The organism is Lacrimispora sp. 38-1 (assembly GCF_049890855.1).
Lineage (GTDB): Bacteria > Bacillota > Clostridia > Lachnospirales > Lachnospiraceae > Lacrimispora.
In genome coordinates this window covers 20,263-32,921 of sequence record NZ_JBANEW010000061.1, presented here as the reverse complement: position 1 = coordinate 32,921, position 12,659 = coordinate 20,263, and the positions used below count along the sequence as shown (strand labels likewise).

15 protein-coding genes are annotated in these 12,659 nt (G+C 46.8%); 8 read left to right on the top strand and 7 right to left on the bottom strand.

Annotated elements, in window-relative coordinates; genetic code table 11:
- Positions 1-57: 57 nt before the first annotated feature.
- Positions 58-675, bottom strand: a complete 618-nt coding sequence (locus V7D18_RS17475; RefSeq protein WP_426156010.1) for a hypothetical protein — start codon at positions 673-675, stop codon at positions 58-60.
- A 151-nt stretch (positions 676-826) separates the two neighbouring features.
- Between V7D18_RS17475 and V7D18_RS17470 the strand changes: the two genes are divergently transcribed.
- From V7D18_RS17470 to V7D18_RS17460, 3 genes are read left to right on the top strand one after another with little or no spacing between them, the layout of a single operon-like run.
- Positions 827-1,258: a DUF4430 domain-containing protein gene (locus V7D18_RS17470; RefSeq protein WP_426156009.1), complete on the top strand. Its 432-nt coding sequence runs from the start codon at positions 827-829 to the stop codon at positions 1,256-1,258.
- Entirely contained in the window at positions 1,255-1,770 is a 516-nt protein-coding gene (locus V7D18_RS17465; RefSeq protein WP_426156007.1) for a hypothetical protein, read from the top strand. Before V7D18_RS17470 ends, V7D18_RS17465 begins: the two co-directional genes overlap by 4 nt.
- Positions 1,771-1,789: 19 nt before the next feature.
- Positions 1,790-2,995, top strand: a complete 1,206-nt coding sequence (locus tag V7D18_RS17460) for a class I SAM-dependent rRNA methyltransferase (RefSeq protein ID WP_426156006.1) — start codon at positions 1,790-1,792, stop codon at positions 2,993-2,995.
- Positions 2,996-3,033: 38 nt separating this feature from the next.
- Here V7D18_RS17460 and V7D18_RS17455 read toward each other — a convergent pair whose 3' ends face one another.
- From V7D18_RS17455 to V7D18_RS17430, 6 genes are all read right to left on the bottom strand, one after another.
- On the bottom strand, positions 3,034-3,984 hold the full coding sequence (locus V7D18_RS17455; protein WP_426156005.1) for a polysaccharide deacetylase family protein: 951 nt from the start codon (positions 3,982-3,984) through the stop codon (positions 3,034-3,036).
- Positions 3,985-4,092: 108 nt separating this feature from the next.
- Positions 4,093-4,818 (bottom strand): PHP domain-containing protein, encoded by a 726-nt coding sequence (locus V7D18_RS17450; protein ID WP_426156004.1) that lies wholly within the window; start codon positions 4,816-4,818, stop codon positions 4,093-4,095.
- Complete coding sequence (locus tag V7D18_RS17445; protein ID WP_426156002.1) at positions 4,805-5,149, bottom strand: hypothetical protein; 345 nt, start codon at positions 5,147-5,149, stop codon at positions 4,805-4,807. The genes V7D18_RS17450 and V7D18_RS17445 overlap by 14 nt, the downstream gene beginning before the upstream one ends.
- The gene (locus tag V7D18_RS17440) at positions 5,127-6,539 is read right to left on the bottom strand and encodes a [Fe-Fe] hydrogenase large subunit C-terminal domain-containing protein (RefSeq protein ID WP_426156000.1); all 1,413 of its coding nucleotides are present in this window, start codon (positions 6,537-6,539) and stop codon (positions 5,127-5,129) included. Before V7D18_RS17440 ends, V7D18_RS17445 begins: the two co-directional genes overlap by 23 nt.
- A gap of 37 nt (positions 6,540-6,576) precedes the next feature.
- Positions 6,577-6,999, bottom strand: a complete 423-nt coding sequence (locus V7D18_RS17435) for an ATP-binding protein (protein WP_426155998.1) — start codon at positions 6,997-6,999, stop codon at positions 6,577-6,579.
- On the bottom strand, positions 6,999-7,346 hold the full coding sequence (locus V7D18_RS17430) for a DRTGG domain-containing protein (protein WP_426155997.1): 348 nt from the start codon (positions 7,344-7,346) through the stop codon (positions 6,999-7,001). The genes V7D18_RS17435 and V7D18_RS17430 overlap by 1 nt, the downstream gene beginning before the upstream one ends.
- 209 nt (positions 7,347-7,555) lie before the next feature.
- Between V7D18_RS17430 and V7D18_RS17425 the strand changes: the two genes are divergently transcribed.
- Genes V7D18_RS17425 through V7D18_RS17405 form a run of 5 tightly spaced genes read left to right on the top strand, consistent with a single transcriptional unit; the run spans position 7,556 to position 12,585 of the window.
- Entirely contained in the window at positions 7,556-8,050 is a 495-nt protein-coding gene (locus V7D18_RS17425) for a complex I 24 kDa subunit family protein (RefSeq protein ID WP_117415919.1), read from the top strand.
- Between the two features lie 12 nt (positions 8,051-8,062).
- The gene (locus tag V7D18_RS17420; protein WP_426155995.1) at positions 8,063-8,620 is read left to right on the top strand and encodes an ATP-binding protein; all 558 of its coding nucleotides are present in this window, start codon (positions 8,063-8,065) and stop codon (positions 8,618-8,620) included.
- Between the two features lie 24 nt (positions 8,621-8,644).
- Positions 8,645-9,022, top strand: a complete 378-nt coding sequence (locus V7D18_RS17415) for a (2Fe-2S) ferredoxin domain-containing protein (protein WP_097002401.1) — start codon at positions 8,645-8,647, stop codon at positions 9,020-9,022.
- Between the two features lie 12 nt (positions 9,023-9,034).
- Positions 9,035-10,822, top strand: a complete 1,788-nt coding sequence (gene nuoF, locus V7D18_RS17410; protein WP_426155994.1) for an NADH-quinone oxidoreductase subunit NuoF — start codon at positions 9,035-9,037, stop codon at positions 10,820-10,822.
- Positions 10,823-10,839: 17 nt separating this feature from the next.
- The gene (locus V7D18_RS17405) at positions 10,840-12,585 is read left to right on the top strand and encodes an NADH-dependent [FeFe] hydrogenase, group A6 (protein WP_426155992.1); all 1,746 of its coding nucleotides are present in this window, start codon (positions 10,840-10,842) and stop codon (positions 12,583-12,585) included.
- Positions 12,586-12,659 lie beyond the last annotated feature (74 nt).

Genomic DNA, 12,659 nt, shown 5'->3' with positions numbered 1-12,659 from the left:
TTCGCCTTTTTCCAATATTTTAACACAGTCCCTGATCCTGCACAACGCAAAACGTGACTAAATGCTTCGTATGAAGTCCACGGAATTTACAGAAATCGATTCTGCCTTTTCCCGCAGCCCTTCGGAAAGCTGTGCAAAACTTCCATGAATCCGGTACAGAAATGCCTTATTATTTACAGAAGTCGTTTTCTCAAAAGGCCACCGGATTACCGTCGGTGTCTGAAATCCTACTCCAAGTTCCAGAATCAGAAGCTTTTTATTCAGCGTACCTGCCAACCATCTGGTATAGGCATTCCACTGGGGAAGATACCCCTCCTCAATATAATTCTCTGCCTTGATGGTATTGCCGGTCAGCGGCTCTTTGCAATGGGGGCAGATGTCATCGGGAATCTCTCCCGGCTCCCAGATGTCCTTTGTGCAGGACTTGGAACACTGCCTCCAGGTTACATTGCCGCAGGGGGCCACCATACGTTTTGTATCCAGACGGGACTTCATCAGTTCTCCATCCGTAAGTGTGGTGACTATAAAATAATCCTTATCCTTTATAAGTCCGCCCAGTTTTTCATAAAGGCTGTCTTGCCCACCTGCTTTCAGACCGTTCCATTCCTCTCCAATTCCGATCAACAGCCTCTCACATTCCTTTATTTCGTTTAATATCCGCTCATTCAAAGCCATTCGTTATCCACCTTCTTTTCTACAATCCTTATCCATTATACATCAATGGAGTTTTTAAGAAAAGATGGAAATTCTCACCTTGCGGCAGTCCTCTCTTCTATGCTATACTAATCTGTGCTATTTGAATAATGAAAAAGGAAGTCAGCATAACATGAATCGATTCAAAAGGCTCTCTCCCTTTTTGGGAGGCTGTGCAGCCATAGCGGTCCTGGCACTGCTGTTAGTCATCTACACTCTGACAAGACCGGTCCCCATGGCGGGAACCAAGAACATTACCGTAGACGTAGTATATGAAGACGGGGTAACGGACCACTATCAGTTAACGACAGAGGCGCAGTACTTATTGGAAGCCCTGAAAACCATACCGGATCTGACTATTGAAGGAACCACAACCGAAGAACTGGGCTTAATGGTAACTAAAGTTAACGGCAGACAGGCAGATTATGAAAAAGACGGGGCCTACTGGGCTCTCCTGTGCGACGGGGAGCCATGCAGCTACGGTGTAAGCCAGCAGGCCATTAAGGACGGGGAACGATACACCTTCCAGTACACCCCAGCTGACACTGCAGGCGGCGGATCATGATTCCTGATCGCCCCCTATCCACAAAGAAGCTGGTGACTGATGCGTTTTTATGTGCACTTTTGTTTATCAGTCAGGTAAGCTTATCCTGGCTGCCCAATGTGGAGCTGGTTTCTTTATTTTTAATTTTATACACGCTGGTATTTGGCAGACACGTATGGATGATCCTGTACGTGTTTGTTCTGTTGGAAGGATTTTTCTGGGGCATTGGCATCTGGTGGTTTTCCTACTTATATGTGTGGGCTGTGATTCCGGCCGCCATTTTTCTCCTTTACAAAAAGAACTGCCCTTCCCCCTTCTCGGCCGCACTTCTGTCAGGAACCTTTGGCATGCTGTTTGGTCTGTTATCCTCTCTGCCCACAATTCTGACCGGAGGCCTGGCTGCCGCCTTTGTCTGGTGGACTGCCGGAATACCATTTGACATTCTGCACGGAATGGGGAACTTTACTGTTACACTTATTTTATTTAAACCCTTATATCAGCTGCTTACCCGGCTGAGGCAGCACCAATCATAAAACAAAGGAGTAACTGACTATGGAAACAGCTATCGTAAGAATTAAAAAGGGGGAAGGCCGGTCTTTAAAAGCCGGTGGGATGTGGGTTTACGACAACGAAATTGATACCATTACGGGAGAATATACAAACGGAGATATCATCACTGTCCAGGATTTTGACGGCTACTGCATGGGGCGGGGATTCATAAATACCAATTCAAAAATCACAGTCCGCATGATGACCCGGAAAAAAGATGTGAAAATCGATGAGGATTTCATTGAAATGCGGGTGCGAAACGCATGGGAGTACCGAAAAACTACCGTCGACACCAGCAGCTGCCGGATCATCTTCGGAGAGGCCGATTTTCTTCCTGGAATCGTCGTGGACAAGTTCTCTGACGTCCTGGTAGTGGAGTCCCTGGCACTTGGAATCGACCGCTTAAAGCCAGTGATTCTGGAAAAGCTGAAATCCATTCTGGCAGAAGACGGAATCGAAATCCGTGGTATCTATGAGCGCAGTGATGCCAAGGTCCGGCTTCAGGAAGGGATGGAACGCTTCAAGGGATTCATCGGTGAACCCTTTGATACCAAGGTTGAGATTACGGAAAATGATGTGAGATATCTGGTGGATGTGGAAGATGGACAGAAGACAGGCTTCTTTCTGGACCAGAAATACAACCGCCTTGCCATAAAACGCTTATGCAGAGAAAAACGGGTTTTAGACTGTTTCACCCACACCGGTTCTTTTGCATTAAATGCAGGTATCGCCGGAGCAAAAGAAGTGCTTGGTGTGGATGCCTCCGAGCTGGGCGTTGCCCAGGCAAGGGAGAATGCTGAGTTAAATGGTCTCTCAGACCGGGTATCCTTCCGCTGCGCCGATGTCTTTGAACTTCTCCCTGAGCTTGAGAAGACCGGGGAAAAGTTCGATGTGATTATACTCGACCCTCCGGCATTTACCAAATCCAGAAACTCTGTAAAAAACGCAGTAAAGGGTTATCGGGAAATCAATCTTCGGGGCTTAAAGCTTGTTAAGGATGGCGGCTATCTGGCAACCTGCTCCTGTTCTCATTTCATGACCCCTGAACTGTTTACAAAAACCATAAGAGAAGCGGCTGTAAGCGCCCATAAGCGCCTGCGCCAGGTAGAATACCGCACCCAGTCTGCAGACCACCCCATCCTTTGGAGCGGAGACGAAAACTCTTACTATCTGAAGTTTTATATTTTTCAGGTTTGTGATGAGAAATAGGTAAGAAAAAAGAAGAGACCGCAATCTCTTCTTTTTTCTTACCTGTAGAACTGTGAATAAACCCCGCCGGAAACCATTCCTCCCCGATAGCTTGCCAGCTCGCTGACGGTAACCAGCTGATATCCCTGCTCTGACAATCTCCGGATAATCTCAGCCGCTGCAGCCCCGCTCTGGGGATAAAGCTCATGCATCAGCACGATATCTCCATCTCTCACCCGGCTCATCACTTTCTCTACAGTCTTAGCCGTATTCCGCGTCTTCCAGTCCAGAGTGTCAATGCTCCACATAATCATGGGTGCGTGAACATTCTGAAGAACTGTGCTGTTCTTATTCCCTCCCGGAAGCCTGACAAGTGCAGGTCTTACACCGCAGACAGCCTGTACCGCATCATTGCAGCGGTTAATCTGGCTTTGAATCTGCTGCGAATTTAATTTGTTTAAATACTTATGTTCATATGTATGATTTCCGATCTCCTGTCCCTCTGCCGCCATGCGCTTTAACTCATCGGGATAATAGGCCGCCCTGTTTCCCACTACGAAAAAAGTTGCTTTTCCGCCGTACTGTGCCAGGCTGTCCATGATCTGATTTCCTACCGGGGCGTAAGGACCGTCGTCAAATGTCAGGGCTACCATTGGTCTTGATGGGTCGATCACTCTTCCAGCCGGCTGTCCGCCACTATCAGATGTCTCCTGCTGCCCTGATGTCTCTTCTGCAGCCTGACCTTGCGTCTCCGCCTGAGACTGCGTCGCTTTTTCCGTCTGGGTCTCTTCCTGCTTTCCCGGCTGGGAAGAGACATTTCCGTTTTCATCCACCCATCTGGCCACTCCCGGCCCCAGGTTTTCATCTATCCAGCTTCCCCGTACCTGCGCGGTTTCTTCTGCAGCCGCCGCCGTCTCATATGCCATGGACGGAAACGGAGAAGCCGGCACGAAGGCTGTAATAAGGGCAAGGGCTGTGATACCCAGACCCAGTTGTAGAAATTTCTTCATAAAACATCATTCCTTTCCCTGTAGCTAACTAATACTATACAGGAAATATGGAAAAATGGAAAGCAAAAAGCGAAAAAAGGCCTGAAGTACAAGTCTGCTGCCTGTACTTCAGAGCCCCTTCCCTTTTAAAAGGGAAGCAATTACTCCTTCCACGCTTTTTTCTTCCGCTTCAAGGGTTACCCCCTGCTCTTTGATATCTCCCAGCTGATGGGCATCAGAATTTTGTAAAATCAGGCATTTCTCAAGATAGGGATTTTGTCTGACCAGTTCAGGCAGACGGTTCAAATTCCTCATTTCTGCGGCTGTAAAACGGCTGTCAGGAGGAACGAAACCCAGGTTTGACAGCAGGCTGTTGGCGTTTTTGTCCAAATGAGCCGGAAACATGACTCCGCCGAAAGAACGGACCAGATCCCAAAGCCCGTCAAATGATATCTCCGTGGAATTAATCAAAAGATTCTCCACCATTCCTGTGGCTTCATCTTCATTATTATATATCAGCTGCTTTCCGAAGATTTCCACATTGTTGGGAAAAGGGATCAGTTTTTTCTCCACATATGCGTCAAACTCCATAGCCTCTGAAAGAGTGGGAAAGAGGCAGACCGCATGAACCTCCTCCGACGTACACAGCTCCATTCCGGGAATTGCAAGAATCCCAAACTCCTCTGCAAAATGAAGAACTGCCGGACAGTTTTTGCAGGTATTGTGATCTGTTACTGCAATTACATCAAGTCCTTTTAATGCAGCCATTCCTGCGATATTGCCGGGAGTCATATCGTCATCGCCGCAGGGGGATAAGCAGGAATGAATATGGAGATCATACTCAAGCCTCTTCATGGGAAAGCCTTTTTTCAATCAGCAGAGCTGCTTCAAAAATGGGAAGCCCGGTCTTCATTACTGTAATATTCTGTTCCTTCGCCTTTTGCTTTGCTGCCTCATCAGGCGCCACGCCCTCTGCCAGAATCACACAGGCTGCGTCCGTTAAGGAGGCAACAGCAAGAGTATTCATGTTTCCCATAACAGTCACCCATGCACATCCCTCTGGCGCTTTGCCCATGGCAATGCTTAATAAATCACAGCAAAATGGTTTTGTAATGCTTCTGTCCGTTCTCTCTCCCACATGGATGATCTCAAATTCTCCAGTATCAATCAGTTCCCTTATCGTCATTTTGATTTCTCCCCTCTTTCCTGTCAAGCTGGTTCATTTCATCAGAAATCCTTACTATATATGAAGTCATGGCTCTAAATTTACTGTAGCTGTCTCCATCTCCCTCCTCTATATCAGCTGCCAGTCTGGCAACCTCCTTTGTCAGCTTGTGGACATTGTCCCTGAGGAAATAAATGCAGTCCGATTCGGCGGCTTCCCCGCGGACAATATCCTCTGCCAGTGCCTTACAGGTGGGAGCACCGCAGGAGCCGCAGTCTAACCCCGGAAATTTTTTCAGCAGCCGTTCCACCTGATTCATCCTTGCAAAGCTTTCCATCATGGTATCTCCTAAATGAAATACCGGCTCATACTGGACCATGCTGTTCCATTTTACAAGTTCCTCTCCCTCTGATTCCATATGGCTCCTGGCCACAGGCATATATTTGCGCAGGCGCTTTAATTTCACCTCTGCGACATAGGGATTCTCTACAGTGAGAACACCGCCAACGCATCCTCCGTTGCAGGCATTTAACTCCACGAATTTTAAATTGGTAAATTTCTGGTCTTCCATATCCTCAAGAACCCGGATGACATTCTCGATCCCATCCGCAGCTAAATAATCCTCAGTAAACAAACCGCTTGCTTCTCCTCCGCTTCTTCCCCAGCTGACCCCGATTTTCCCGGAAGTTCCGATCTCGGGAGGTTCCTCTCCCACCGCCTTCATGCAGGAAAGAAGCCGTGGATAGACATCCTTGATGGCCAGGACCTTATCCACTTCACTATGATCTGTTCCCAGGGGAGATCTGGCATAAGTCACCTTGGACGGGCAGGGAGAAATAAATATAATTCCTATCTTTTCCCTTGGAAGTCCGGTCTTTTCCATCGCCCTTTTGACTGCAAGTATGGCAGCCACTTCAACCGGCGGATTAAGCGGCAGAAGGTTTGGTATTAAATTAGGAAAACGGACCCGTATGAGCCGCACCACGGAAGGACAGGCTGTGCTGATAACCGGAAGCTTATCCGGATTTTTGCTTAAATACTCTCTGGTAGCCTCACTCACCAGCTCCGCTGCTGCGCTCACTTCAAAAACATCATCAAATCCCATGAGCAGCAGGGCATTGAGTACAATGTTCACATCATCTAAGTTATTGAACTGGCTGTAGAGGGAGGGAGCCGGCAGGGCTACCGTATATTCAAACTCCTTTAGATCCTCCATGGTATCGTAAATGGCATGTTTGGCATGATGAGGGCATACACGGATGCACTCACCGCAGTCAATGCAGAATTTACTGTTAATCTGTGCCTTTTTATTTCTGACTCTGATCGCCTGGGTGGGACAGCGCTTAATGCAGTTAATGCATCCCATACAGAGATCCTCGTCAAGTCTTACAGAATGATAAAATTTATCCAATGGCTCACCCCTTTTGCAATCCATTATTTTTTAACGGCTATAGATTTACCACCATTCGAATGGTAGTTCCTTCTCCAATTACCGTATTTATCTCCATCACATCGGAATACTTTTTCATATTGGGCAGCCCCATGCCTGCCCCGAATCCCAGCGAACGCACCGCATCCGGAGCAGTGGAATATCCGGCCTGCATCGCAAGTTCAATATCCGGAATTCCGGGACCTACATCCTCTAAAATCATCTCAATGCTCTCTGTGGTAATACGAACCGTGATCTCTCCGCCCTTTGCGTGTATTACCATATTGATTTCTCCTTCATACATGGCAATGGCAACCTTTCGCACTGCTTCCGGTGTGACGCCCATTTTTTTTAATTTGCTCTTCACATCGCTGCTGGCCTCCCCTGCTCTTGTAAAATCATCCGGAGAAATGGTATAATGAAACGTAATCACATCCATCATTAAATCGCACCTCCGTGAAGTCCTGCCTCATAGAGCATTCCACAGGCAGAAAACATGCGGTGCCCGGTGGACAGAAGAATAATCCCCCTCTCGGCCGCCATCGAAAGCATGGCTTCGTCCGGCTTTTTCCCTCTTACAAACACGATGCATACGATATCCAGCATTTCAGCAGTACGGACCACCTGGGGATTACACAGGCCTGTGAGCAGAACGGAATGATCCTTTGAATAAGCAAGCACATCGCTCATCATATCAGAGCCGCACGCGCTTCTCACCTCCTCAGACAGATGATCCTCTCCAACCAGCACTTTTGCACCCAGTATTTTCCTGATATCTTCGACAGTCATACGGTCCTTTTCCTCCATTCATTCACTCTATTCGCACAATTCCAGTCATTATTGATAATTATACCATAAATAGTCCCTCAAGTGTATAAAATTACCACGAAATCATCGTTATTTTTTTGTCGAATTTTGATTAAAACTATAGATTTTTTCTCAATAACATGATAAAATATCAGTTACATTGCATAAGCAACATTGAAGGAGGTTATCAAATGACTTGTAAAAAACAAGGCGTCCAGTTTAACGGGACAAAAGAGCAGGAAGCTGCTTTGAAAGAAGTGATTTCCCAGCTCAAAGATACAAAAGGATCTCTTATGCCGATCATGCAGAAGGCTCAGGAGATCTATGGCTATCTTCCAATTGAAGTTCAGACCATAATTTCTGATGAAGCGGGTATTCCCCTTGAGAAGATTTATGGTGTTGCCACTTTTTATTCCCAGTTTGCGCTTCAGCCTAAGGGCAAATATCAGGTTTCTGTCTGTCTTGGAACCGCATGCTATGTAAAAGGTTCCGGAGACATTTTCCATAAAATCGAGGAAATTCTCGGTATCACCAACGGAGAATGCACTCCGGATGGAAAGTTTTCTTTGGATTCCTGCCGCTGTGTAGGTGCCTGCGGTCTGGCTCCTGTCATGATGGTGAACGGAGAAGTTTATGGAAGACTGACAGTCGATGATGTTCCTGGTATTTTAGCCAAATACGAATAATTCCATACGCTTATGATGACAGAGATTTCATTAAATATTTTGGATGTGGCAGAGAACTCCACACGGGCAGGTGCCAGCCTCGTTACCATTCTTGTATCTGTGAATACCTTAACAGATGAACTGACCGTCGAACTTTCAGATAACGGCTGCGGAATGACAAAAGAACAGCTGGAACATGTAACAGACCCGTTTTTTACCACCCGCCGGACCAGAAAAGTGGGTCTTGGCATTCCGTTTTTCAAATATGCAGCGGAATCCACGGGAGGGAGCTTCTCCATTGAATCGGAACAGGGAACCGGTACGAAGACAACAGCTGTTTTCGGACTCTCCCACATAGACCGAATGCCCTTAGGTGATATAAACAGTACGATTCAGACACTGATCACCTGCCATCCGGATACAGATTTTCTCTATATCTATCGTTATAACGAAGCGACCTTTGAGCTGGATACACGTCTCTTTCGGGAGATTCTCGGTGAGATTCCATTTGACTCGCCGGAGGTAGCCGCTTACATAAAGGATTATTTATTTGAAAACAAATTGGAGACTGATGGAGGCGCGGTCATCTAGACCCGTCAGAATTGGAGGATAAACATGAAGACTCTTGAAGAATTAAAAGCAATTCGTGAGAAGATGCAGAGTCAGGTCAGCATGCGCGGAGAAGATCACGCCCGTACCCGTATTTTAGTAGGTATGGCAACATGCGGAATTGCAAGCGGAGCAAGACCTGTTCTTAATAAATTGTCAGATCTGGTTCAGGAGAACCATATGACAGACCGTTTTACTGTTACCCAGACAGGCTGTATCGGTTTATGCCAGTACGAGCCTATCGTAGAAGTTTTGGAACCGGGAAAAGAAAAAGTAACCTACATAAAGATGACAGCTGAGAAGGCAGAAGAAGTTTATAAAGAGCATCTTCTGGGCGGACACGTTGTTCAAAACTACACATTATCATCTGCTGATATCAAATAAGGAGGAATCAGGATGTATCGTTCACATGTATTGGTTTGCGGCGGCACCGGATGTACTTCCTCCGGAAGCCAGCAGATTATGGTTAAATTAAGAGATGAATTAGGAAAGCAGGGTCTTTCTGAAGATGTATCGGTCGTACAGACAGGCTGTCATGGTCTCTGTGCTCTGGGTCCCATTATGATTATTTACCCGGATGCCACTTTTTATGCAATGGTAAAAGAAGAAGATATTCCGGAGATTGTAAGTGAACACTTATTAAAAGGACGTCCGGTTGAACGCCTTCTTTATGACGAGACCGTAACTCCGTCAGGAATCAAAGCCTTAAGTGATACGGATTTCTACAAAAAACAGCACAGAATCGCTTTAAGAAACTGCGGTGTTATTAATCCCGAGGAAATCGAAGAATACATCGGTACCGGCGGATATCAGGCACTTGGTAAGGTTCTTACCGAGATGACACCAGATGAAGTAATCCAGGTTCTTTTAGACAGCGGATTAAGAGGACGTGGCGGCGCTGGCTTCCCTACTGGAATGAAGTGGAAACTGGCAAAGCAGAATGATGCGGATCAGAAATACGTATGCTGTAATGCAGACGAAGGTGATCCAGGCGCATTCATGGACCGTTCCGTATTAGAGGGAGATCCTCATGCATTACTGGAAGCCATGACGATCGCAGGTTATGCCATCGGCGCATCTCAGGGTTATATCTATGTTCGTGCTGAGTACCCAATCGCTGTTGACCGTCTTAAAATTGCCATTGCACAGGCAAGAGAGATGGAACTTTTAGGCGATGATATCTTCGGAACAGGATTTTCCTTTAACATTGATCTCCGTCTGGGCGCTGGTGCATTCGTATGCGGCGAGGAAACTGCACTGATGGTATCCATTGAAGGAAACCGCGGTGAACCAAGACCAAGACCTCCGTTCCCTGCCCAGAAAGGTTTGTTCGGCAAACCAACCATCTTAAACAATGTTGAAACTTATGCAAATATCCCACAGATTATCTTAAACGGTCCGGAATGGTTTGCTTCCATGGGTACCGAGAAGTCCAAGGGAACAAAAGTATTCGCTTTAGGCGGCAAGATTCATAACACCGGTCTGGTAGAAGTTCCTATGGGTACCACTCTGCGTGAAATCATCGAGGAGATCGGCGGCGGCATTCCTAACGGAAAGAAATTCAAAGCTGCCCAGACCGGCGGACCTTCCGGCGGCTGTATTCCTACCGAGCACTATGATATCCCCATCGATTACGACAACCTTCTGGCTATTGGCTCCATGATGGGCTCCGGCGGTTTAATCGTAATGGATGAGACCGACTGTATGGTCGATATCGCTAAATTCTTCTTAGAGTTTACAGTTGAGGAATCCTGCGGTAAATGTACCCCATGCCGTATCGGTACCAAGCGTATGCTTGAAATACTTGACAAAATCACAAAGGGACAGGCAAAACCGGAAGATTTAGACCGTCTGGAAGAACTGTGCTATTACGTTAAGGCCAACTCTGCCTGCGGACTTGGACAGACAGCTCCAAACCCGGTACTTTCAACCTTAAAGTACTTCCGTGACGAATACAATGCCCATATTTATGACAAGAAATGTCCGGCCGGTGTATGTAAGGCTCTTCTTTCCTACTACATCGATGCAGACAAGTGCAAGGGCTGTACGCTTTGTGCCAGAAACTGTCCGGCTAACGCCATTACCGGATCTGTTAAGAATTTACATGTCATTGATCCTGAGAAATGTATCAAGTGCGGCGTTTGTATGGAGAAATGTAAATTCGGCGCTGTCTATAAAAAATAATGGAGGGAGATTGTATCATGGAGAATATCACTATAAAAATCAATGGCATGGACGTAAGCGCTCCGGCAGGCTCCACCATTCTGGAAGCTGCCAGACTTGCCCATGTTGAGATACCGACTTTATGCTTTTTAAAAGATACCAATGAAATCGCAGCATGCCGGATCTGTACCGTTGAGATCAACGGAGGCAGACTTGCCGCTTCCTGCGTATACCCAATCAATCCAGGCTTAGAAGTAAAGACCAACACTCCAAGCCTTCGTGAATACAGAAAGAAAACACTTCAGCTGATTCTTTCCAACCATGACCGTTCCTGCTTATCCTGTGTACGCAGCGGAAACTGCGAACTGCAGACCTTATGTAAGGAACTGGGTGTGGATGCAGATAACTACTTTGACGGTGACAAGACTCCCTCCCTTCTGGACGAGAGTGCTGCTCACATGGTCAGAGACAACAGCAAATGTATCCTCTGCCGCCGCTGTACCGCAGTCTGTGAGAAAGTACAGGGAATCGGCGTAATCGGACCAAATGAGCGTGGATTTGCCACATTTATCGGTTCTGCCTTTGATATGGGCCTTGGAGAAACCAGCTGTGTTTCCTGCGGACAGTGTATCGCAGTCTGCCCGACAGGCGCCCTTTACGAAAAATCCAGTATTGACGAAGTAACTGCTGCCATTGCAGACCCCACAAAGCATGTCATCGTTCAGACTGCACCTTCTGTACGTGCTGCTCTGGGTGAAGAATTCGATAATCCGATCGGAACCAATGTGGAAGGCAAGATGGCTGCTGCTCTCAGAAGACTGGGCTTTGATAAAGTATTTGATACCAACTTCACTGCAGATTTAACCATTATGGAAGAAGCTCACGAATTCATCCACCGTGTACAGCACGGAGGCGTACTTCCACTGATTACCTCCTGCTCCCCTGGCTGGGTTAAATACTGCGAGCACTACTTCCCGGATATGACAGAGAATTTATCTTCCTGTAAATCCCCGCAGCAGATGTTTGGTGCCATCGCAAAATCCTACTATGCAGAAAAGATGGGCTTAAAGCCGGAAGATATCGTATCTGTCAGCATTATGCCATGTACTGCCAAGAAATTTGAGATCGGCAGAGATGATCAGGATGCCAACGGCGTTGCTGATGTGGATTATGCCATGACAACCAGAGAATTAGCCAGAATGATCAAACAGGCTGGTATCCGTTTTAACAATCTTCCTGACGAAGAATTTGATGCACCTCTCGGAATCTATTCCGGTGCAGGCGTTATCTTCGGTGCTACCGGCGGTGTTATGGAGGCAGCTCTTCGTACTGCAGTGGAAACCTTAACAGGCGAAGAACTTAAGAAGCTGGACTTCACTGATGTCCGCGGTACAGAAGGCATCAAGGAAGCTACCTACCATGTAGGCGATATGGATGTAAAAGTTGCCGTTGCTTCCGGTCTTGGCAATGCAAGAGACCTGTTAAACAAAGTTAAATCCGGCGAAGCTGATTACCACTTCATTGAAATCATGGGTTGTCCAGGCGGTTGTGTAAACGGCGGCGGTCAGCCACAGCAGCCAGGATATGTGCGCAACACCACAGATATCCGCACTCTGCGTGCAAAAGTTCTCTACGATACAGATGCAGCTGCATCCATCCGTAAATCCCATGAGAACCCTGCTGTCAAGGAACTTTATGATACATTCCTTGGGGCTCCTGGAAGTGAGAAGGCACATCACCTTCTTCACACCAGCTATGTAAAAAGATCAATTAATGAAAATTAATATTTTAAACTCCTTCTGCCTGGTCGGAAGGAGTTTTTTTTGACATAAAAAGGAAATGTAATGAAAAATGCATG